This window comes from Streptomyces sp. NPDC005302 (assembly GCF_040607345.1).
Classification (GTDB): domain Bacteria; phylum Actinomycetota; class Actinomycetes; order Streptomycetales; family Streptomycetaceae; genus Streptomyces.
In genome coordinates, this window is sequence record NZ_JBEXGN010000030.1 from 40,059 (window position 1) to 60,785 (window position 20,727).

19 protein-coding genes are annotated in these 20,727 nt (G+C 71.5%); 10 read left to right on the forward strand and 9 right to left on the reverse strand.

Features of this window, described 5'->3' with window-relative positions:
• Window positions 1–155: 155 nt before the first annotated feature.
• Together ABZT74_RS31510 and ABZT74_RS31515 are read left to right on the forward strand one after the other, a co-directional pair.
• The gene (locus tag ABZT74_RS31510) at window positions 156–632 is read left to right on the forward strand and encodes a hypothetical protein (RefSeq protein ID WP_356440516.1); all 477 of its coding nucleotides are present in this window, start codon (window positions 156–158) and stop codon (window positions 630–632) included.
• Between the two features lie 238 nt (window positions 633–870).
• Complete coding sequence (locus ABZT74_RS31515; protein ID WP_356176522.1) at window positions 871–1,377, forward strand: MarR family transcriptional regulator; 507 nt, start codon at window positions 871–873, stop codon at window positions 1,375–1,377.
• On the opposite strand, the gene ABZT74_RS31520 is transcribed toward ABZT74_RS31515, so the two are convergent.
• Window positions 1,341–1,763, reverse strand: coding sequence for a helix-turn-helix domain-containing protein (locus ABZT74_RS31520; protein WP_356176524.1), 423 nt, complete (start codon window positions 1,761–1,763; stop codon window positions 1,341–1,343). The genes ABZT74_RS31515 and ABZT74_RS31520 overlap by 37 nt on opposite strands.
• A 124-nt stretch (window positions 1,764–1,887) precedes the next feature.
• On the opposite strand from ABZT74_RS31520, the gene ABZT74_RS31525 reads away from it, so the two are divergent.
• Window positions 1,888–2,778, forward strand: a complete 891-nt coding sequence (locus ABZT74_RS31525) for a zinc-binding dehydrogenase (RefSeq protein WP_356176526.1) — start codon at window positions 1,888–1,890, stop codon at window positions 2,776–2,778.
• A gap of 129 nt (window positions 2,779–2,907) precedes the next feature.
• Here the strand turns inward: ABZT74_RS31525 and ABZT74_RS31530 are convergent, their stop codons facing one another.
• Entirely contained in the window at window positions 2,908–4,344 is a 1,437-nt protein-coding gene (locus ABZT74_RS31530) for an MFS transporter (protein WP_356440519.1), read from the reverse strand.
• A 210-nt stretch (window positions 4,345–4,554) separates the two neighbouring features.
• Between ABZT74_RS31530 and ABZT74_RS31535 the strand changes: the two genes are divergently transcribed.
• Both ABZT74_RS31535 and ABZT74_RS31540 read left to right on the forward strand, forming a co-directional pair.
• Window positions 4,555–5,646, forward strand: a complete 1,092-nt coding sequence (locus tag ABZT74_RS31535) for an LLM class flavin-dependent oxidoreductase (RefSeq protein ID WP_355880630.1) — start codon at window positions 4,555–4,557, stop codon at window positions 5,644–5,646.
• Entirely contained in the window at window positions 5,643–6,326 is a 684-nt protein-coding gene (locus tag ABZT74_RS31540; protein ID WP_356440522.1) for an FMN reductase, read from the forward strand. Before ABZT74_RS31535 ends, ABZT74_RS31540 begins: the two co-directional genes overlap by 4 nt.
• A 161-nt stretch (window positions 6,327–6,487) precedes the next feature.
• Here ABZT74_RS31540 and ABZT74_RS31545 read toward each other — a convergent pair whose 3' ends face one another.
• From ABZT74_RS31545 to ABZT74_RS31565, 5 genes are all read right to left on the reverse strand, one after another.
• Complete coding sequence (locus ABZT74_RS31545) at window positions 6,488–7,894, reverse strand: HAMP domain-containing sensor histidine kinase (protein WP_355880757.1); 1,407 nt, start codon at window positions 7,892–7,894, stop codon at window positions 6,488–6,490.
• Between the two features lie 144 nt (window positions 7,895–8,038).
• Window positions 8,039–8,761 (reverse strand): response regulator transcription factor, encoded by a 723-nt coding sequence (locus tag ABZT74_RS31550; protein WP_356440525.1) that lies wholly within the window; start codon window positions 8,759–8,761, stop codon window positions 8,039–8,041.
• Window positions 8,762–8,851: 90 nt separating this feature from the next.
• Complete coding sequence (locus tag ABZT74_RS31555; RefSeq protein WP_356440528.1) at window positions 8,852–10,810, reverse strand: amino acid transporter; 1,959 nt, start codon at window positions 10,808–10,810, stop codon at window positions 8,852–8,854.
• 167 nt (window positions 10,811–10,977) lie between these two features.
• Window positions 10,978–12,987: an APC family permease gene (locus ABZT74_RS31560; RefSeq protein ID WP_356176616.1), complete on the reverse strand. Its 2,010-nt coding sequence runs from the start codon at window positions 12,985–12,987 to the stop codon at window positions 10,978–10,980.
• Window positions 12,988–13,051: 64 nt separating this feature from the next.
• On the reverse strand, window positions 13,052–13,630 hold the full coding sequence (locus ABZT74_RS31565; protein WP_356440531.1) for a hypothetical protein: 579 nt from the start codon (window positions 13,628–13,630) through the stop codon (window positions 13,052–13,054).
• Window positions 13,631–13,978: 348 nt separating this feature from the next.
• On the opposite strand from ABZT74_RS31565, the gene kdpF reads away from it, so the two are divergent.
• The 5 genes from kdpF to ABZT74_RS31590 all read left to right on the forward strand — a co-directional run bounded on the left by kdpF (window position 13,979) and on the right by ABZT74_RS31590 (window position 19,268).
• Complete coding sequence (gene kdpF / locus ABZT74_RS31570; protein ID WP_037896654.1) at window positions 13,979–14,068, forward strand: K(+)-transporting ATPase subunit F; 90 nt, start codon at window positions 13,979–13,981, stop codon at window positions 14,066–14,068.
• An 8-nt stretch (window positions 14,069–14,076) separates the two neighbouring features.
• Window positions 14,077–15,741 carry a potassium-transporting ATPase subunit KdpA gene (gene kdpA / locus ABZT74_RS31575; protein ID WP_356440534.1) on the forward strand — a complete coding sequence of 555 codons (1,665 nt, stop codon included), beginning with the start codon at window positions 14,077–14,079 and terminating at the stop codon, window positions 15,739–15,741.
• Window positions 15,738–17,873, forward strand: coding sequence for a potassium-transporting ATPase subunit KdpB (gene kdpB / locus ABZT74_RS31580; RefSeq protein WP_356440537.1), 2,136 nt, complete (start codon window positions 15,738–15,740; stop codon window positions 17,871–17,873). The genes kdpA and kdpB overlap by 4 nt, the downstream gene beginning before the upstream one ends.
• A 24-nt stretch (window positions 17,874–17,897) precedes the next feature.
• Window positions 17,898–18,566, forward strand: coding sequence for a potassium-transporting ATPase subunit C (locus ABZT74_RS31585; RefSeq protein ID WP_356440540.1), 669 nt, complete (start codon window positions 17,898–17,900; stop codon window positions 18,564–18,566).
• Window positions 18,567–18,761: 195 nt separating this feature from the next.
• On the forward strand, window positions 18,762–19,268 hold the full coding sequence (locus ABZT74_RS31590) for a GNAT family N-acetyltransferase (protein WP_356440543.1): 507 nt from the start codon (window positions 18,762–18,764) through the stop codon (window positions 19,266–19,268).
• Window positions 19,269–19,310: 42 nt separating this feature from the next.
• On the opposite strand, the gene ABZT74_RS31595 is transcribed toward ABZT74_RS31590, so the two are convergent.
• Entirely contained in the window at window positions 19,311–19,979 is a 669-nt protein-coding gene (locus ABZT74_RS31595) for a class F sortase (protein ID WP_356176544.1), read from the reverse strand.
• A 259-nt stretch (window positions 19,980–20,238) separates the two neighbouring features.
• On the reverse strand, window positions 20,239–20,727 hold a 489-nt coding region (locus ABZT74_RS31600; protein ID WP_356440546.1), incomplete at its 5' end, for a hypothetical protein.

A 20,727-nucleotide genomic window follows, 5' to 3' on the forward strand; every position in this document is an offset into this window, starting at 1 on the left:
GGGGGCCGCGAGGGTCCGGCGGGCGGTTCGGCGCGGGTCGCCGGGGCGTCACCTGTTGGAGGGCGCCTGGGGAGCGGCCAGGGTGGGATACATCCCGGGACGGCGGGTCGACGACCCGATGATCGTGATGGTTCGTGCCGGCGGAGGAAATGACCATGTGGATGCTGAGTGCGGTGGGTCTGTTGGGTTCGGGGGCTCTGCTGGTGGGAGGCGTGGGCGGGCTCGGTGCTGCTGGGGATGCGGGGGTTCCCGAGGCCGATCTCGCGTACCACGGGGCCGCGTCCATGGCCGCTGGGCGGGTCGACGTCCGGCTGACGCCGCGGAACCACGGGCCCGATCCGGTGGACGACGCGACGGTGCGGCTGCGGTGGTCGGCGGCGCTGGACGACACCCAGGTGCTGCCGGCCGGGTGTGCCCGGTCGGGCGAGCGGGTGGTGGTGTGCCGGACGGGGGCGCTGCCGGCGGACGGGCCGGGCGAGGAGATCCGGATGACGGTGCGGCTGCGGGAGGTCGCGTCCGAGGTGACGCTGGGGCTGGACACGGTGTGGGGCGGGGGGTCGGTGGACCGGAACCATGCGAACGACCGGCAGCAGGTGCTGGTGCTGGACACGGGGGACGCGTACGCGTTCTAGGGGCGCGCGGGGCGCTGTCCCGGTGGGTGGGTCGGGGGCCGTGCCCGTACGTCCGCCCGCCGTCGCCGCTGGACCGGACGTGGGTCGTCGAGACCGGGCTGCTCGATCCGGGCGTGAGCGACGGGCAGGTGATGTACCGCACGGGCCCTCCCGGCGGCGGAGACCCGGAGCGGGCGTGGCCGGGACGCCAGGGGCGGGGTGCGGCGTACGATTTCCGGACGGCTCGGGAAGGGGCGGGATGGCTGGGGATGCGCGCGAGGGGCTGCTGGGTGAGCTGGCGGTCGTGTCGCGGCGGTACATGGCCTCGTACGCCCTGTTCAACCAGGCCCTCGCCGACCACGTCGGCCTGCACCCCACGGACGTGCAGTGCGTGAACCTGCTCAGCCTGGAGCAGGGGCCGGTGACCACCGGGCGGATCGCCGAGATGACGGGGCTGACGACCGGCTCGGCCACGCGGCTGGTGGACCGGTTGGAGAAGGCGGGCTATGTCGTGCGGGAGCGCGACGTGGTGGACCGGCGGCGGGTGCTCGTGGCGACCGTGCCGGAGAAGATCGCCGAGTTCGGCCGCATGTGGGACCGGCTGGGCGGCGGCTGGTACGCCCTGTTCGACGGGCTCGACGACGCCGAAGTCGCCCTGATCATCGGGCACATGAGGCGTACGGTCGACTTCAGCGCGCAGCAGGTCGCGCGGCTTCGTGCCGGGGACCTTCAGGAGGACCCGGAGGATCCGGAGGGCGCGTCGTAGCGCTCGCGGGCCTCGACGACCTCTTCGATGTGGTGCTCCGCCCAGTCCTTGACGGCGGTGAGCAGGCAGCTCAGGTTGCCGCCCAGGGGCGTGAGTTCGTAGTCGACGCGGACGGGCACGGAGGGGGTGACCGTGCGCGAGACGATGCCGTCGCGTTCCAGTGAACGCAGGGTCTGGGTCAGCATCTTGGGGCTCACGCCCGCGATCTTGCGGCCGAGGTCGCTGTAGCGCATCGGGCCCCGGGCGTCGGCGAGCGCGCTCACGATCAGGCTGACCCATTTGTCGCTGATGCGGTCCAGGAGCTGGTTGGTGGGGCAGCTCTTGATGAACGCGTCGTACTCGACGCGGGCCTGCCGGCGCCGCTGGGCCGCTGTCGTGGTCGCCATGGCTCACCTCCGGGTGACGTACGCACCTTGAGGTGCCTACTTACCGGAAGATAGTAGCTCTTCCTAGGGTAGTTGCAACGGGTGAGAGACCCGGGTAACCGGCTTGTGGATGGGGTGAGTTGGCATGCGTGCTGCTGTGGTGACGACGTTCGGTGGTCCGGAGTCGGTCGAGGTCGTCGAGGTGGCGGTGCCGGAGCCGGGGGCGAGGCAGGTGCGGATCAGGGTGGCGGCCGCGGCGGTCAATCCCGTCGACGCCGGGGTCCGGGCGGGGGTCTTCGGGGGCGCCGGGAAGCGGCTGGGGCTTGGGTGGGACGTGGCCGGGGTGGTCGACGCGGTCGGGGTCGCCGCCGGGTGGAACGCGGGCGACGAGGTGGTGGCGTTGGCGTACGGGACGGCCAAGTCCCTCGGTACGCACGCCGAGTTCGTGGTGGTCGACGCCGACGCGGTTGCCGCCGCGCCCCGTTCGGTCGATGCGGCGCACGCGGCGAGCCTGCCGCTGAACGCCCTGGCCGCGGCGCAGGCCCTGGACGGGCTGGCCCTGGAGCCGGGGCGGAGTCTGCTGGTGACGGGGGCGGCCGGTGCGGTCGGCGGGTACGCCGTGCAGTTGGCGGCCCGGCTCGGGGTGACGGTGACGGGGCTGGCCCGGGAGGCGGACGAGGAGTTCGTGCGGTCCCTCGGGGCGGACCGGTTCGTGTCGGGTCCGGTGGCTCCGGGGAGCGTGGACGCGGTGCTGGACGCGGCGATCCTGGGTGCGGACGCGCTGGAGTGGGTGCGCGACGGGGGCGCCTTCGTGGGTGTCATCCCGGGGGCGCACCCGGCGTCCGTGCGGGGTGTGCGGACCGGGTCGGTGGAGGTCGCCGCCGACGGGGCGCGGCTCGCGGAGCTGGTGGCGCTGGTCGACGAGGGGGTGCTGACGACCCGGGTCGCCGGGACGTACGCGCTCGGCGAGGCGGGCAAGGCGCACGCCCGGCTCGCGGAGGGCGGCCTGCGGGGCCGACTGGTCCTCGTCCCGTAACGCCTCTGCCGGACGGGCCCGCGGCCGTTCGCCCGGATCGGGCGGCTCGGGAGGCGGTGTCCTGTCGGTCGGGCCGGGCCCCTCCGCAAGATCGGGCCGGGCCGCGCGACATGACCGGGACGACTGGCCCTAGTGATGCTGGTCCTCGGGTGCCTTCAGCGGCAGCAGGCGTACGAGGGGGCAGCACAGGAGGGTGATCGCGGCGATGACGGTGAGGCTCACGGTGGTGGCGTGGGCCTCGCCGCCGCCGGAGTGGAAGTAGACGCTGGTGACGGCGGCGGCTCCGAGGGCGTTGGCGAGTTGCTGGACCGCGCCGAGCGAGCCGCCCGCACTGCCGGCCTCGGCGGGGGCGATGTCGCCGATGGTGACGTCGTAGAGCGAGCCGAAGCAGGCGCCCATGCCCAGCCCGATGACGAACAGGGGCGGCACCAGGGCCCAGCTTCCGGTGCCGGTCCCGGAGGTGGAGACCAGGGCGAGGAGGTGGAGCGTTCCGGCGAGTGTGACGAGGAAGCCGATCAGGACGAGGCGGCGGCCCAGTCGGGCGATCAGGCGGTAGCAGGCGATCGAGGCGATGACGATGCCCGCGGACAGGGGCATCAGGGCGAGTGCGGCGCCCGCGGGGGAGCGGCCGAGGCCCTGCTGGAGGAAGAGGGAGACGACGTAGAGGAGGCCGGCCACGGCGGCGAAGAAGACGATGCCGAGGACCAGTCCCGAGGTGAAGCCGCGGTTGTGCAGGAGTGAGGGCCGGATCAGCGGGCTGGGCGCGGTGCGCTGGCGGTGGCAGAACGCGGCGAAGAGTGCGAGGCCGGCGGCCAGGGCGAGTACGGGGAGCGCGGTCCAGCCGTGCGCCGAGCCCTGGATGAGGCCGGTGAGCAGGGCGAGCATGGTGGCGCCGAGGAGTGCGGAGCCGGGGATGTCGACGCTGGTGGTGCGGTCACCGGTGTCGTGGGGGAGCAGCCGGGCGGCGGCGAGCAGGGCGGCACCGCCGAGGACGAGGTTGATGAGGAACATCGGGCGCCAGCCGAGTCCGGCGAGGTCCGCGTCGATGAGAAGCCCGGCGAGGATCGGGCCGCCGACGGCGGACAGTCCCATCACCGGTCCGAAGAGGCTGTAGGCCTTGCCGATCTGGGCGCGGGGCCAGGTCGCGCCGAGGATGCCGAAGCCCTGCGGGATGACGAGCGCGCCGAAGGCGCCCTGGACGAGGCGGGCGGCGACGAGCGTGCCCGGTGTCGGGGCCAGGCCGCAGGCGACCGAGGCGGCGGTGAAGCCGGCGAGCCCGGTGAGGAAGAGCCGGCGGCGGCCGTACAGGTCGCCGAGCCGTCCGCCGAGTACGAGCAGGACGCCGAGCGCGAGGGCGTAGGAGGCGCCGAGCCACTGGACGAGGGCGGTGCCGCCGCCGAGGTCGTGGGTGATGGTCGGGGCGGCGATGTTCGTGATGGTGCCGTCGAGGAGGTCCAGGACGTCGGCGGCGAGGACCACGCCGAGGATCGCCCAGCGGGTGCGGGCGGGCGGATGCGGGGTGCTTCGCAGGGTATTTTCATCTGCGTCGTGCAATGTCTGTGTCACGCAGATAAATGTCGCGCATGGGCCGGGGTGCGGTCAAGCGGTTTGCGTGAGGAGGCGCCGCGAGGGCGGGATGTGCGGGTGGGCGGTAGGGGGCGTGGGGGCGGTCTGTGCCGGAGGGGGCCGTCGCGGAAGGTCGTCGCGGAATACCTGGGGCGGGGAGGTGGTTCGAGGGTATAGTTGAACCGTCAACAACTTGGAGGGTGAGCGACCATGCAGTTCGGGATCTTCAGCGTCGGCGATGTGACTCCGGACCCGACCACGGGCCGGGAGCCGAGCGAGCACGAGCGCATCAAGGCCATGGTCGCCATCGCGCAGAAGGCCGAGGAGGTCGGTCTCGACGTCTTCGCGACCGGGGAGCACCACAACCCGCCGTTCGTGCCGTCGTCCCCGACCACCATGCTCGGCTACATAGCGGCGCGCACCGAGAAGCTCGTCCTGTCCACGTCCACGACGCTGATCACCACCAACGACCCGGTGAAGATCGCCGAGGACTTCGCGATGCTCCAGCACCTCGCGGACGGACGCGTCGACCTGATGATGGGGCGCGGCAACACCGGACCCGTCTATCCGTGGTTCGGCAAGGACATCCGCGAGGGCATCAACCTCGCCGTCGAGAACTACGCGCTGCTGCACCGGCTGTGGCGCGAGGACGTGGTGACGTGGGAGGGCAAGTTCCGTACGCCGCTCCAGTCGTTCACGTCGACGCCGCGTCCGCTGGACGGGGTCGCGCCCTTCGTCTGGCACGGCTCCATCCGCTCGCCGGAGATCGCCGAGCAGGCCGCCTACTACGGGGACGGCTTCTTCCACAACAACATCTTCTGGCCCGCCGACCACACCAGGCAGATGGTCGAGCTCTACCGCGAGCGGTACGCGCACTACGGCCACGGCACCGCCGAGCAGGCGATCGTCGGCCTCGGGGGCCAGGTCTTCATGCGGCCCAACTCGCAGGACGCGGTACGGGAGTTCCGTCCGTACTTCGACAACGCGCCGGTGTACGGACACGGGCCCTCGCTGGAGGACTTCACCGAGCAGACCCCGCTGACCGTCGGCTCGCCGCAGCAGGTGATCGAGAAGACCCTGGCGTTCCGCGACTACGCCGGTGACTACCAGCGCCAGCTGTTCCTGATGGACCACGCCGGGCTGCCCCTCAAGACCGTGCTGGAGCAGCTCGACCTCCTCGGCGAGCAGGTCGTGCCGGTGCTGCGCGAGGAGTTCGCCAAGGGGCGGCCGGCCGACGTGCCGGACGCGCCGACCCATGCGGCCCGGGTGGCCGCCGCCCAGGAAGAGGTGACCGTCGCATGAAGCTCGTCGTCGTCTCGGCGGGGCTGAGTGTTCCGTCGTCCACACGGCTGCTGGCCGACCGGCTGGCGGCCGCGACCGCCGGCCGGGCGTCCGGCCCCGTTGACGTACAGGTCGTCGAACTGCGCGACCTCGCCGTCGAGATCGCGCACAACCTCACCAACGGGTTTCCCGGGCGGGCCCTGTCCGCCGCGATCGACGACGTGACCTCGGCGGACGGGCTGATCGTCGTCACCCCGGTGTTCTCCGCCTCGTACAGCGGGCTGTTCAAGTCCTTCTTCGACGTGCTCGACAAGGACGCGTTGGCCGGGAAGCCGGTGCTGATCGGGGCGACCGGGGGGACCGGGCGGCACTCGCTGGTCCTCGAACACGCGCTGCGGCCCCTGTTCGCCTATCTGCGGGCCGTGGTCGTGCCCACCGGGGTGTACGCGGCTTCGGAGGACTGGGGGGCCGAGGGGCTCGCCGAGCGGATCGAGCGGGCTTCGGGGGAGCTGGCGGTTCTGATGTCCGCCCTGGTGGGTGGGGCGGCGCCTGCTGCCCCCGGCAGGGCCGAGTCCGGGTCCAGCACTCCGGCTGCGGGCGCGTCCGGCTCATCCGTCCCCGCTCAGGGGAGCGTGGGTGCTCGCGGAGACGGGTTGCGGGTGGTCCCCTTCGAGGAGCAGCTCGCGGCGCTGCGGCGGTAGGCGTTCTTTCGCCCCCTCCGCCCCTACCCGTCCCGACCTGGGGCGCCGCCCCGGACCCCGCTCCTCAAGCGCCGGAGGGGCTGGAAATTCAGCGGCTGGGGTTCCGCGCAGGCCCCGCTCCTCAAGCGCCGGAGGGGCTGGAAATCTGGGCCCTCCGGGGCTCAGGCGCCTGTTGTGAAGCCGATTACTGTGCCGCCGCCGGGGCGGGCGTGGGCGAACGGGGTGCCTCCGTGGGCCGTGGCCACCTCGCGGACGATGGACAGGCCGAGGCCCGAGCCGGGCAGGCTGCGGGCGTCGGCGGCGCGGTAGAAGCGGTCGAAGACGCGGACGAGGTCGTCCTCGCCGATGCCGGGACCGCGGTCGAGGACCTCGACGCGCACCGGGCCGGGGCGGCCACCGGGTTCACCGGCGCGCCCGGTCACCACCACCTCGATCGGTGACGTGCCGCCGCGGTCGAACTTGGCCGCGTTCTCCACGAGGTTGGAGACCGCGCGCTGGAGGGCGGTCGGGCGGCCGTCGACCGTGGTGTCCCCGGTGACGTCGAGGGTGATCTCCCGGCCGGTGCGCCGACGCGCGACGATCACGGCGTCCTCGGCGAGTTCGGCGAGGTCGAGGCGTCGTACGGGCTCGGTGTCGGACTGGCCGGCCGCGAGGGCGACCAGTTCGTTGACCAGGTCGGTCAGCTCGCGGGACTCCAGGGCCAGATCGGCGACGAGTTCCTCACGCGCGTCCGGCGGCAGCTCGTCGATCCGGCGGAGCATGGAGATGTTCGTCCGCAGCGAGGTCAGCGGTGTGCGGAGTTCGTGGCCCGCGTCCTGGACCAGGCGGCGCTGGTCCTCCTCGGACTGGGCGAGGCGGCCGAGCATCCGGTCGAAGGAGCGCCCGAGCCGGCCCACCTCGTCGTAGCCGGTGACCGGCACCTGGATGCCGAGATGCCCGGTGCGCGCCACGTCCTCGGCGGCCCCGGCGAGCCGCACCAGCCGCCGGGTGATGCGACGGGCCAGCCACCAGCCGAAGAGCCCGGCGGCGATGACGACGGCCCCGACGAGCAGCACGGTCCGCTGCTGGAGCTCACGCAGCAGGTCCTCCGTGTCACTGAACTGCTGGGCGACCTGGACCGAGCCGCGCCCGCCGCCGAGGGAGACGGTCGCGAGCCGGTAGCGGGCGCCGGTGACGTCGACGTCCTTGTGCTCCTCGACCTTTCCGGCGGTGGCGTCGTCGGAGATGGCCCGGTCGTGGCTGTCCACGGGCAGGGGCGGGGTGCCGCGGTCGACGACCGTGCCACCCCGCCCGAGTACCTGCACGTCGGTCCGGCTGGGCCGGATGATGTCGTCGAGCGGGCCGTCGTGGTCGGGGTCGGAGGCGGCGAAGTCCTGCGGTCGCAGCGGGTTTTCGCGTACCTGGTCGCGCAGGTCCTGGACGACCTCGGCGAAGACGGTCTGCTGGTCGACGCGTACCAGGCGGGCGGCGGCGTCGTAGCTGAGGAAGCCGACGAGGACGGTGACGGCGGCGGCGACGGCCGCGAAGGAGACGGTGAACACGGCGCGCAGGGACGACAGCTGCCGCAGCCGTGCGGACGTGCCGGGGAACCGGGATCCCCACGAGGGTCCCGGTCCGCCGCCGAGGCGCTGCCGGGCCGCACCGGTCAGCGGTCTCTCGTCGCCGGGCCGGGCCGTCCGGCCCGGTTCGGGGTCCGCCGGACCCGGGGGCACTCAGTCCTCCCGCAGGACGTAGCCGACGCCGCGGACGGTGTGGATCAGGGACGGGGCTCCCGGCTCGTCGAGCTTGCGGCGGAGGTAGCCGACGTAGACGGCGAGGTTCTTGGAGCCGGGGCCGAAGTCGTAGCCCCAGATGCGGTCGTAGATCGTGGAGTGGTCGAGGACGATGCCGGCGTTGCGGACGAGGAGTTCGAGGAGTTCGAACTCGGTCCGGGTCAGCTCCAGCTCGCGCTGCCCGCGCCAGACCCGGCGGGCCTGGACGTCCATGCGCAGCCCGGCGACGGAGATCTGCCCGGCGGTGGCGCGCGGCTCGCGCGGCGCGGGCGCCGTGCTCTCGTCGAGGGGGCCGCTCCCGGTGCGGCGCAGCAGCGCGCGCAGCCGGGCGAAGACCTCTTCGACGTCGAACGGTTTGACCACGTAGTCGTCGGCGCCCGCGTCGAGGCCGGCGATGCGGTCGGCGGTCTCGACGAGTGCGGTGAGCATGAGGATCGGGGTGCGGTCGCCCTCGGCGCGCAGGACGCGGCACACCTGGAGGCCGTCGATGCCGGGCATCATCACGTCGAGGACGAGGACGTCCGGTGGGGTGCGGTGGGCCTGGGCCAGTGCCTCCACGCCGTCGGCGACGGCCGTCACCTGGTAGCCCTCCAGGGTCAGCGCCCTTTCCAGGGCGTGACGGATGGCGCGGTCGTCCTCGGCGAGCAGCACAGTCTGGGGCACCCGGCCAGTCTGCCAAGCACCGGGCGGGTGCGGCCCGTCGGGCGGGTCCGGGGGCGGGCTTCTTACCGGCCTCTCACTCCGTCGGGCGGGTCAGCCGACGTGGACGCGGGGGCGGCGGGCGCGGTCTGGTTCGGCCTCGCGGAGCACCTCGCGGGTGACGGGGGCGACCTCACCCTGACCGAAGAGGAAGAACCGTAGGAAGTTGGTGAACGGGTTGCCCTCGGTCCATTCGAAGTAGACGTGCGGGATGCAGCCGGTGGTGTCGCGGACGTGCAGGAGCAGGGCGGCGAGCGCGTTGGGGATGGAGGAGGACTCCAGGGTGAGGACGCGGTAGCGGCCGTGCAGCACCTCGCCGCGTACGTTCATGACCGACTCGAACTCGGAGGGGTCGAGGACGGTGACCTCGAGGAAGACGAAGTCCTCCTGGGCGGGGAGGTCGTGGTCGGCGCGGATCTGCTCGACCTTCTCGCGGTACTCGGCGATGTCGCGGTTGTCGGGTTCGTTGGCGATGAACCGGATGCGCCGGCTCGCGATGTCGCGGACGAACCGTTCGGCCATCGGGTCCACGGTCACGCTGGTGACGCGCAACTCGAAGGCGCGGGCGAGCCGGGAGAGGAAGGAGACGAGGATGATGCCGGCGATGAAGCAGGCGCCGATCTTGACGCCGTCGGGGCGTTCGATGACGTTGACGACGGTCGTGTAGAGGAAGACCGCCGAGATGACGGCGAAGGCGATGGTCCAGTGTTTCTGGCGGGCCTTGCGGGCGGCGATGGTGACGGCGATGGCGGCGGAGCTGATCAGGACGAGGACGCCGGTGGCGTAGGCGCCGCCCTGGGCGTCGACGTCGGCGTCGAAGATCCAGGTGACGAGGAACGCGATCAGGATGAAGACGATCACCATGGGGCGGACGGCGCGTGCCCAGTGCGGGGCCATGCCGTAGCGGGGGAGGTAGCGCGGCATGAGGTTCAGGAGTCCGGCCATGGCGGAGGCTCCGGCGAACCACAGGATGGCGATGGTGGAGACGTCGTAGACGGTGCCGAAGGCGTTGCCGAGGTACTCGTGGGCCAGGTAGGCGAGGGCGCGGCCGTTGGCCTGGCCGCCCGAGTCGAACTCCTTCTCGGGGATCAGCACGGTGGTGATGAAGCTGGTCACGATGAGGAACACGCTCATGATCACGGCGGCGGTGGTGAGCAGCTTCTTCGTGCCGCGGATGCGTCCTGCCGGGTTCTCCTCGGTGTCGCCGGAGTCGCCCTCGACGTGTGGCATGACGGCGACGCCGGTCTCGAAGCCGGAGAGGCCGAGGGCGAGTTTCGGGAAGACCAGCAGGGCCACGCCGACCATCGCGAGGACGTTGCCGTGTTCGGCGGTCAGGGCGGTGGACCAGTCGGTGACGACGTGTCCGTGGGTGGCGACCTCCCACAGGCCGGTCACCGCGACCACCACGTTGAGGCCGAGGTAGATGCCCACCAGCACCACGGCGACGCCGACGGCCTCCAGGAAGCCCTTGAGGAAGACGGCGCCGAGCAGGGCGACGAGGGCGAGGGTGATCACCATCTGCTTGTCGTGCAGGGCGCCGTTCAGGTGGGGGTTCTCCACCAGGTGGGTGGAGGCGTCGGCCGCCGAGAGGGTGATGGTGATGAGGAAGTCGGTGGCGGCGAAGCCGAGCAGGGTGAGGACGAAGAGCTTGCCCTGCCAGAACGACAGGAGCCGTTCGAGCATCGAGATCGAGCCTTCGCCGTGCGGGCTCTCCTCGGCCACGCGGCGGTAGACCGGCAGTGCGCCCGCGAGGGTGACGACGACGAGGACGACGGTGGCGACGGGGGAGAGGAGGCCGGCGGCGAGGGCGGCGATGCCCGGCTGGTAGCCGAGGGTGGAGAAGTAGTCGACGCCGGTCAGGCACATGACGCGCCACCAGCGCTGGCCCTTGTGGAGGGGCGCGGGCTCGGCGGGCCGGGGCAGTTGTCGGCCCTTGCCCTTGCCCATGTCGGACAGGCCTTCCAGCATCCAGGCGCGCAACCGGCTCGGCGGGGCGTGCTCGGGGCTGGCCATCGGCGGCTCTCCAGACGTACGGCTCGGCGATCGTTTCCGGCCATCGAGGAGACGGCGTCATCAGCGTATGCAGAGAGTGATCCATGGGCCCACGCCTGCCGGGGGCCCACGCGTCAAGCTTGCGTTAAGACCCGCTGGTCGCGCATTCCGGGGACGCGGAGGGGCGGCTACGGGCGTCCCTGCCGTGCGGGTTGCGGCGGGACCGGCTCGCCCCGGCGGACGGCACCCGGCGCACGGCGCGTCGGCCGGTTCGCGTGTGCGGAGGAGCTGAGCTGCCAGGGCACGCTCGTCACCATCACGCCCGGGGTGAACAGCAGCCGGCTCTTGAGCCACAGGGCGGACTGGTTGTGCAGGGCGTTCTCCCACCAGTGGCCGACGACGTACTCGGGGATGAAGACGGCGACGACGTCGCGGGGGCTCTCGCGGCGCACCGAGCGCACGTATCCGACCACCGGTCTGGTGATCTCGCGGTAGGGGGAGTCGACGACCTTCAGCGGCACGTCGATGGCGAACTCCTCCCAGTGCCGCAGCAGCTCGTCCGTCGCCTCCTGGTCGACGGAGACGGTCAGGGCCTCCAGCCGGTCGGGGTGGACGGCGCGGGCGTAGGCCAGGGCCCGCAGGGTCGGCTTGTGGACCTTGGAGACGAGGACGATCGCCAGGACCCGGCCGGGCGGTACGAGTTCGGCGCGCGGGTCGGTCACCGCCAGCTCGGCCGCCGTGGCGTCGTAGTGGCGCCTGATCGCGCGCATCAGCACCCACAGCACGGCCGCCGCGAGGACGGCCAGCCACGCTCCCTGGGTGAACTTGGTGACCAGGACGATGACGAGGACGATCCCGGTGAAGACCGCGCCCACCGCGTTGATGACGCGCGCCGTGTGCCGGCGGCGCCGGGCGGCCGGGTCGGGCTCCGTGCGCAGCGCTCTGTTCCAGTGCCGCACCATGCCGAGCTGGGACAGCGTGAAGGAGGTGAACACGCCGAGGATGTACAGGTGGATGAGGCTGGTGACGTTCGCCCGGTAGCCCCACAGCAGCAGGGCCGCGACGATCGCCAGGGCCAGGATGCCGTTGGAGAAGGCCAGCCGGTCGCCCCGGTTGTGCAGCTGGTGGGGCAGGTAGCGGTGCTGGGCGAGGATCGAGGCCAGCAGCGGGAAGCCGTTGAAGGCGGTGTTCGCGGCGAGGATCAGGACGAGGGCCGTCACGGCCTGGATGAAGTAGAAGCCGAAGCTGCTCTCGCCGCCGAACACCGCCGCCGCGATCTGCGCGATGACCGTGCGCTGCGTGTACGTGGCGCAGTCGCTCAGCCCGGTGAGCCGGCAGGAGTCGTCCGTGATGTGCACCTTGGCGACCAGCGCCAGCGTGGTGACCCCGACGAACATGAGGACGGCGAGGCCGCCCATCGCCGCGAGTGTCGTGGCCGCGTTGCGCGACTTGGGCTTGCGGAACGCCGGTACGCCGTTGGAGATCGCCTCCACACCGGTCAGCGCCGTACAGCCGGAGGAGAACGCGCGCAGCACCAGCATCACCAGCGCGAGGCCCGCCAGATGGGCGTCGGACGGGGCGGGCCGGACTCCGTAGGCGGCGCTCTCGGCGACCGGCGCGTCGCCGAGGGCGTACCGGACGAGGCCGGTGATCACCATGATCAGGACGCCGCCGATGAACAGGTACGTCGGTGCGGCGAAGGCCTGGCCCGACTCGCGCATCCCGCGCAGGTTGATGGCGGCGAGGACGGCGACGAACACGAGGGCCATCAGGACGCGCTGGTGGGCGAGGGCGGGGATCGCCGAGATGATGTTGTCGACGCCGGAGGCGACGGAGACGGCGACCGTCATCACGTAGTCGACCAGCAGGGAGGCGGCGACCACGAGACCGGCCGAGGGACCGAGGTTCGTCGAGGCCACCTCGAAGGAGCCGCCGCCGCTCGGATAGGCGTGCACCACCTGCCGGTAGGACAGCACCACCACCGTCAGGAGCACGACCACGGCGCCCGCGATCCAGGGCGTGAAGTGCAGGTACGTCAGGCCGCCGAGGGTGAGGACGAGCAGGATCTCCTGCGTCGCGTAGGCCACGGACGACAGCGGGTCGGAGGCGAAGATCGGCAGAGCGAGCCGTTTGGGCAGCAGGGTCCCGTGCAGCTCGTCGCTGCGCATCGCCCTGCCGATCACGAGCCGTTTGAGCATCCCCGTCACGTTCAGCACGGGCGGAGGGTAAGCCGGGACAGGGGGGTGTGGGCGGTCCCGACACTCAGTCCAGCCCGGACACCTTGAACACCGCCCGTGCGGCCTCGTCCTCGACGCGCTCGCTCAGACGGCGCAGCGCGGTCGTCCCGCAGACGAGGGAGCCGCGCAGCGCGGAGACGCGGGCGTCGTCGTCGAGGCGGTGCCAGAGCGCCGGGTTGGCGACCAGCAGACGCGGGTCGATCTCGACGCGCGCGCCGGAGGTGTCGCGCAGGACGAGCCGCTGTCCGACCCCGTCCAGGCAGCGCACCGACATCAGGCGGTCGGTGCGGACCCGCCGGGTGCCGAGGAGCCCGCGCGTGCTCAGCCAGCCCTCGCCGACAGCGACGCGGGCCGGGTACAGGACGAGGAGGAGCAGCGCGGCGAGTCCCGTCCACAGCAGGACGCGGAGACCGGAGAGGGCGCCTGCCGCGTGGTCGATCAGCAGCAGGAGGGCGAGCAGGAGGGCCGAACAGCGGACCGCGCTGCGCAGGTCCCGGGCCCAGTGGAGGTCGTGCGCCACCTCCGGGGAGGGGCACGTGGCCGGACCGGGGGTCCGGGGCGGGGGCAGCTCGACCGCTTCACGCGGATCGTCGCGACGTTCCATGCCGTCGACCGTAGGCGCCCGAGAGGCCCGGTCCGGCATGCCTTGACGGGTCTCTGACGTGCCGCGGCGTCAATGCCGCGACAGGGCCGGGGGCGCTCGCCACCGGCCGCCACGGGGCGTCCCGCCGCAGGTTCCGCGTCGTCCCGTAAGAGACGCGTCAAAGGGACGCCCCGCCCCGTATGGGAGGCGTCAACGGTGGCCGAAAAGGGCCGTGGGGGCGGTTTCCTCAAGTCGTCAGTTCGATCCGTACCTCATCTAGGAGCTCACGATGGCCGACGTGGCCTTCGTCGTCACCACGATCGCGGTGTTCGCGCTGGTGGCCCTCGTCGCCAAGGGGGTGACGAAGCTGTGACCGCCGAGAACGTCGTCGGCCTGATCGTGGCCGTCGCCCTGCTGGGCTATCTCGTCCTCGCCCTCGTCTTCCCGGAGAGGTTCTGAGCACTGTCATGAGCCCCGTCCTCGCCGGCGTTCTCCAGCTGCTCGCCCTCATAGCGGCACTGGCCCTCGCCTACCGTCCCCTCGGCGACCACATGGCCCGGGTCTACTCCTCCGACAAGCACCTGCGCGTCGAGAAGTGGATCTACAAGGGCATCGGCGCCAACCCGGACGCCGAAATGCGCTGGCCCGCCTACCTGCGCGGTGTCCTCGCCTTCTCGGCGGTCAGCGTCCTCTTCCTCTACCTCCTCCAGCGGCTCCAGGGACACCTGCCCGGCTCGCTCGGCTTCGCCGCCATCGACCCGGACCAGGCCTTCAACACCGCCGCGTCCTTCGTGTCGAACACCAACTGGCAGTCGTACTACGGCGAACAGGCCATGGGCCACGTCGTGCAGACCGGCGGCCTCGCGGTGCAGAACTTCCTGTCCGCCTCGGTCGGCATCGCCGTCGCCGTCGCTCTCGTACGCGGCTTCGCCCGGTCCCGCACCGGTGAACTGGGCAACTTCTGGGCCGACCTGGTGCGCGGCACCGTCCGCATCCTGCTGCCGATCGCCGTGATCGCAGCGATCGTGCTCGTCGCGTGCGGCGCCCTCCAGAACTTCTCCGGCATCCACGCGGTCGGCCAGTTCTTCGGCGGCTCGCAGCAGTGGAACGGCGGTGCGGTGGCCTCGCAGGAGGCCATCAAGGAGCTGGGCACCAACGGCGGCGGCTACTTCAACGCCAACAGCGCCCACCCCTTCGAGAACCCCACCCCCTTCACCAACCTCTTCGAGATCTTCCTGATCCTCCTCATCCCGTTCGCCCTGACCCGCACCTTCGGCCGCATGGTCGGCTCGCTGCGCCAGGGCTACGCGATCCTCGCCACGATGGTGACGATCTGGATCGGGTTCACGGCGCTGATGATGTGGACCGAGTTCGCCCACCACGGCCCGGCGTTCGACATCGCCGGCGGGGCGATGGAGGGCAAGGAGACGCGCTTCGGTGTCGGCGGCTCGTCGATCTTCGCGGTGGCCACGACCCTGACCTCGACCGGCGCGGTGGACTCCTTCCACTCCTCCTTCACCGGTCTCGGCGGCGGCATCACCCTGCTGGGCATGCAGCTCGGCGAGATCGCCCCCGGCGGTACCGGATCCGGCCTCTACGGCATGCTGATCATGGCGGTCATCGCGGTGTTCATCGCCGGCCTGATGGTCGGCCGCACCCCCGAGTACCTGGGCAAGAAGATCGGCACGCGCGAGATCAAGTTCGCGGCGATCTACATCCTCGTCACCCCGGCGCTGGTGCTCGTCTTCACCGCCGCCGCGATGGCCCTGCCCACGCCGGGCAACTCGATGACGAACAGTGGCGCGCACGGCTTCTCCGAGATCCTCTACGCCTACACCTCCGGCGCCAACAACAACGGCTCGGCGTTCGCGGGCCTGAACGCCGACACGCAGTGGTTCAACAGCACCATCGGGCTCGCGATGCTGCTCGGCCGCTTCCTGCCGATGGTGTTCGTCCTCGCCCTCGCCGGATCGCTCGCCGAACAGAAACCGGTCCCGGCGACCGCGGGCACCCTGCGCACCGAAAAGCCCCTGTTCACCGGGCTGTTGGTGGGCGCGATCCTGATCATCACCGGTCTGACCTACTTCCCGGCCCTCGCCCTGGGCCCGCTGGCCGAGGGGCTGGCGTCATGACCACTCGTACCGAGAAGCAAGAGGACACGATGTCCACAGCCACTCCGGCCCGGGCGCCGCACAGCGACCTGCCGACCGGCCACCACCAGGACGAGGGAAGGGTCGGCGCCGGGCTGTTCGACCCGAAGCAGCTGCTGCGGTCGCTGCCCGACGCCTTCCGCAAGCTGGACCCGCGGATCATGGTCAAGTCGCCCGTGATGTTCGTGGTCCTCATCGGCTCCGTACTGACCACCGTGTTCTCCTTCAAGGACCCGGGCGACTGGTTCGGCTGGGCGATCAGCGCCTGGCTGTGGCTCACCGTCGTCTTCGCCAACCTCGCGGAGGCCGTGGCCGAGGGCCGGGGCAAGGCGCAGGCCGACACCCTGCGCAAGGCCAAGACCGACACCGTCGCCCGCCGGCTCTCCGCCGACGGCCGCACCGAGGAACAGGTGCCCGGCACCGGGCTGCGCGTCGGTGACCTCGTGGTCTGCGAGGCGGGCGACATCATCCCCGGCGACGGTGACGTCGTCGAGGGCGTGGCGTCCGTCGACGAGTCGGCCATCACCGGCGAATCCGCCCCGGTCATCCGGGAGTCGGGCGGCGACCGCTCGGCCGTCACCGGCGGCACGAAGGTCCTCTCCGACCGCGTCGTCATCAAGATCACGACGAAGCCGGGGGAGACCTTCATCGACCGGATGATCGCCCTGGTCGAGGGCGCCGCACGGCAGAAGACGCCCAACGAGATCGCGCTGAACATCCTGCTCGCGTCCCTCACCATCGCCTTCCTGCTCGCGGTCGCCACCCTGCCGCCCTTCGCCGGGTACGCGGGCACGCACCTCACCATGGTCGTCCTGGTGGCCCTCCTGGTCTGCCTGATCCCGACCACCATCGGCGCGCTGCTGTCCGCGATCGGCATCGCCGGCATGGACCGGCTGGTGCAGCGCAACGTCCTCGCCATGTCCGGCCGGGCGGTCGAGGCCGCCGGAGACGTCTCGACCCTGCTCCTCGACAAGACCGGCACCATCACCCTCGGCAACCGCCAGGCGTCGGAGTTCGTCCCGGTGACGGGCACGACCGAGGCCGAGGTCGCCGACGCCGCCCAGCTCTCCTCGCTGGCCGACGAGACGCCCGAGGGCCGCTCCGTCGTGGTCCTCGCCAAGGAGCGGTACGGGCTGCGCGAGCGCCATCAGGGCGAGCTGTCCGGTGCCGAGTGGATCGCCTTCACCGCCCAGACCCGTATGTCGGGCGTGGACGTCGACGGGCGCAGGATCCGCAAGGGCGCGGCCGGTTCGGTCGCCGCCTGGGTCACGGAGCGGGGCGGCACGGTCTCCGAGGACGCCGGCACCCTCACCGACCGGATCTCCGAGGCGGGCGGCACCCCGCTGCTCGTGGCGGTCGAGGACGAGCGCGGCGCCCGCGTCCTGGGCGTCGTCCACCTCAAGGACGTCGTCAAGGACGGCATGCGCGAGCGGTTCGACGAACTGCGCCGCATGGGCATCAGGACCGTCATGATCACGGGCGACAACCCGCTGACGGCGAAGGCGATCGCCGATGAGGCGGGCGTCGACGACTTCCTCGCGGAGGCGACTCCCGAGGACAAGATGGCGCTCATCAAGCGGGAGCAGGCGGGCGGCAAACTCGTCGCGATGACCGGCGACGGCACGAACGACGCGCCCGCCCTCGCGCAGGCCGACGTCGGCGTGGCGATGAACACGGGCACGTCGGCCGCGAAGGAGGCCGGCAACATGGTCGACCTCGACTCCAACCCGACCAAGCTCATCGAGATCGTCGAGATCGGCAAGCAACTGCTGATCACCCGGGGCGCGTTGACGACCTTCTCGATCGCCAACGATGTCGCCAAGTACTTCGCGATCATCCCGGCGCTGTTCGCCGCGGTCTACCCGGGCCTGGACAAGCTCAACATCATGCACCTGTCCTCGCCCGACTCCGCGATCCTGTCCGCGGTGATCTTCAACGCGCTGATCATCATCGCGCTGGTCCCGCTCGCCCTGCGGGGTGTGCGGTACCGGCCGGTCAGCGCCGACCGGCTGTTGCGGCGCAACCTCGGGATCTACGGCCTCGGCGGCCTGGTCGCGCCCTTCATCGGCATCAAGCTCATCGACCTGCTCATCTCCCTCGTCCCCGGGCTCTAACTCCTCGAAAGCGTGCTGATCGCCATGAACAACTCGGTTACGAACACGGCCCGGTTGCTGTGGGCCGGCCTGCGAGCGCTCCTGGTGCTCACCGTGGTGACGGGCGTGATCTACCCGCTCGCCGTCACCGGGGTGGCCCAGGGCCTGTTCCCCGGCAAGGCGAACGGGTCGGAGATCACGGCGAACGGCAAGGTCGTCGGCTCCTCCCTGATCGGCCAGGCCTACAACCTCCCGCTGAAGAAGGGCCAGGAGACCCCCGAGCCCGACCTGAAGTGGTTCCAGGGCCGCCCCCAGAACGGCCTCGGCACCAACAGCGTGAACACGCGGTACAAGCTGATCCTGTCGGGCGCGACCAACCGCTCCGGTGACAACGCCGACCTGATCACCTGGGTCAAGGCCGCCAAGGCCGCCGTGGTCAGGGACAACTCGACCGCCGACTACGAGGTCAAGCCCTCCGACGTATCCGCCGAAGCGGTCACGTCCTCCGGCTCCGGCCTGGACCCGGACATCTCCCCCGACTACGCGGACCTCCAGATCCACCGTGTCGCCGAGAAGAACCGGCTCCCCGTCGCCCAGGTGCGCGAGTTGGTCGACGAGCACACCGACGGCCGCACCCTCGGCTTCGTCGGAGAGCCCCGGGTCAACGTGCTCGAACTCAACATCGCGCTCCGCGAACTCGTGGCGAAGAGCTGACGGGCCTGGCGCACCGGGCGGGAGCCGGCGGCCGGGGACACCTCCCGGGCACGCCGACTCCCGCCGCCGTGGAAGAGCCGCCATGAAAAGCCGCCATGAGAAGCCGCTGTGGAACAGCCGCCACGGAGGCCGCCATGGAGGCTGCCATGGAAAAAGGGGGAGACGCCGTACCGGCCCACGCTGAACACTCACCCCATGACCGAACTCACCACGCCACCCCGTCTCGTGGAGCCCACGCCGGCGGTGCGGGAGTCCTACCTCGCCGGTGAACGCGCCGACTGCGCGGCGGAGGGCAGAAGTACCGACTCTCTCGACCTGGCCGCGAAGAACTTCACGGCCTACGTCGAGGAACGGCGCGGCACCCGGACCCGCTGGGGTGTCCCCTCCACCGTCTTCTGGTACGTCTCCGGCGCGCACTACCTCGGCAGCCTCGTCGTCCGCCACGACCTCACCCCCGAACTGGCCGAGGTCGGCGGCCACGTCGGCTATCACGTCGTCACCCCCTGGCGCCGTCAGGGCCACGCCACCCGGATGCTCGCGGCCGGCCTCACCGAATGCCGCCGTCTCGGCCTCGGCCGGGTCCTGCTGACCTGCGAAGCGGACAACGAGGCGTCCCGCCGGGTGATCCACGCCAACGGAGGCGTCCCCGACGGCCGGATCCGCGGTGAGGACCGCTTCTGGATCGGTGTCGGGGACGCGTGAACGGGGTCCCGGACGAGAGCCGGGCGTCCGGTGGCCCGTCCGTCAGACGAGGTGGGCGAAGACCACCAGGTTCTCCGTGTAGTCCTTGGCGGAGCGGTCGTAGTTGCCGGCACAGGTGATCAGGCGGACCTGGGCGTCGGGGGTGTCGGCGTACACGCGCTCGTCGGGGAAGTCGTCCTTCTCGAAGGTGTCCGAGCTGTCCACGGCGAACGTCGCGGTGCGGCCGTCGGACCGCTTGACGCTGAACTTGTCGCCCTTCTTCAGGTCGCTCAGTCCGGCGAACACGGCGGCGGAGGTCTTCGTGTCGACGTGCCCGGCGATGATCGCCGCTCCGCGCTCACCGGGCGAGACGCCCTTGGCGTACCAGCCGACGAGGTTCACGTCGTCCGCCGGCGGCGGTTCGAGCCGGCCCGAGTCGTCGATCGTGAGTTCGGTGAACGGCGCGTCCACTTCGATCTTCGGGATGAGCAGCCGTGTCGGCTCGGACCGGGGGAGGTACTTGCCGGACGGGTGGTGGGCGGGCGGGGACGCGGAGGACGACGCGGCGGGGGCCGCCGCCGCGCGGGACGCCCCGGTGGGGCCGGACGGATCGTCGTGACCGCGGAACATGCTGGTGGCCAGGATGATCGCGATGCCCGCGCACCACACGATCCAGGTCAGGAGCCGCCGGGGGTTGCGGGTCTCGGCGGGAAAGGACGACCGGGCTGCCATCGGGCACCACCTCATCGGGTCGGGCAGCGGAACGAACACGGGGCAGTCGGGCACCCCCCGGGCGTGCGGCGGGCGCGGTGACTGCGGGAGAACCGGCGGAGCGGAGTCGGCGGGAGGAGCGGCGGGGGCGCGCCGCGTCGGGCGCGCCCCGTGCGGCCCGGAGCCAGTGCGTAGGCAGCAAGGAGGCTGACGGGAAGTCGGCCGGGCCGCCACGGAGTACGTGGGGTGGCGGCCCGGGCCACTATGTCGTCAGGCATGGTCAGGCCACACCGCCCTCGGCGTTCCTACGACGCACCGTGTAGACGCCCGCGGCCGCGAGACCGAGGACCGCGATACCGCCGGCCGTGACACCCGGCGTGGCGAGCCCGCCGCCACCGGTGTGCATGCCGCCGTGCGGCTTCTCCTCCTCGTCCTTGCCGTGCTCGTCCCACGAGCCCTTGTCGCCCTTGTCCTGGCCGGAGTCCCAGGACTTCTCCTCCTCGGAGCTCGAGGAGTCCTTTTCCTTGTCGCCCTTGGACCAGTCGTCGTTGGTGACCGTCGTCAGCGCGCCGCCACCGGTGTGCATGCCGCCATTCGGCTTCTCGTGCCCGGAGCCCTTGTCGTGGTCGCCCTTGTCCTGGCCGGAGTCCCAGGACTTCTCCTGGTCGGAGTCCGAGGAGTCCTTTTCCTTGTCGCCCTTGGACCAGTCGTCGTTGGTGACCGTCGTCAGCGCGCCGCCACCGGTGTGCATGCCGCCATTCGGCTTCTC

Bases quoted from the DNA above. Each gene is read 5' to 3' on its own strand.
- ABZT74_RS31520 (WP_356176524.1), bottom strand. From the start codon at position 1,763: ATGGCGACCACGACAGCGGCCCAGCGGCGCCGGCAGGCCCGCGTCGAG.
- kdpA (WP_356440534.1), top strand. From the start codon at position 14,077: ATGAGCCCCGTCCTCGCCGGCGTTCTCCAGCTGCTCGCCCTCATAGCG.
- ABZT74_RS31595 (WP_356176544.1), bottom strand. From the start codon at position 19,979: ATGGCAGCCCGGTCGTCCTTTCCCGCCGAGACCCGCAACCCCCGGCGG.
- kdpB (WP_356440537.1), top strand. From the start codon at position 15,738: ATGACCACTCGTACCGAGAAGCAAGAGGACACGATGTCCACAGCCACT.
- ABZT74_RS31590 (WP_356440543.1), top strand. From the start codon at position 18,762: ATGACCGAACTCACCACGCCACCCCGTCTCGTGGAGCCCACGCCGGCG.
- ABZT74_RS31555 (WP_356440528.1), bottom strand. From the start codon at position 10,810: ATGGCCAGCCCCGAGCACGCCCCGCCGAGCCGGTTGCGCGCCTGGATG.
- ABZT74_RS31525 (WP_356176526.1), top strand. From the start codon at position 1,888: ATGCGTGCTGCTGTGGTGACGACGTTCGGTGGTCCGGAGTCGGTCGAG.
- ABZT74_RS31515 (WP_356176522.1), top strand. From the start codon at position 871: ATGGCTGGGGATGCGCGCGAGGGGCTGCTGGGTGAGCTGGCGGTCGTG.
- ABZT74_RS31585 (WP_356440540.1), top strand. From the start codon at position 17,898: ATGAACAACTCGGTTACGAACACGGCCCGGTTGCTGTGGGCCGGCCTG.
- ABZT74_RS31510 (WP_356440516.1), top strand. From the start codon at position 156: ATGTGGATGCTGAGTGCGGTGGGTCTGTTGGGTTCGGGGGCTCTGCTG.
- ABZT74_RS31565 (WP_356440531.1), bottom strand. From the start codon at position 13,630: ATGGAACGTCGCGACGATCCGCGTGAAGCGGTCGAGCTGCCCCCGCCC.
- ABZT74_RS31560 (WP_356176616.1), bottom strand. From the start codon at position 12,987: ATGCTCAAACGGCTCGTGATCGGCAGGGCGATGCGCAGCGACGAGCTG.
- ABZT74_RS31535 (WP_355880630.1), top strand. From the start codon at position 4,555: ATGCAGTTCGGGATCTTCAGCGTCGGCGATGTGACTCCGGACCCGACC.
- ABZT74_RS31540 (WP_356440522.1), top strand. From the start codon at position 5,643: ATGAAGCTCGTCGTCGTCTCGGCGGGGCTGAGTGTTCCGTCGTCCACA.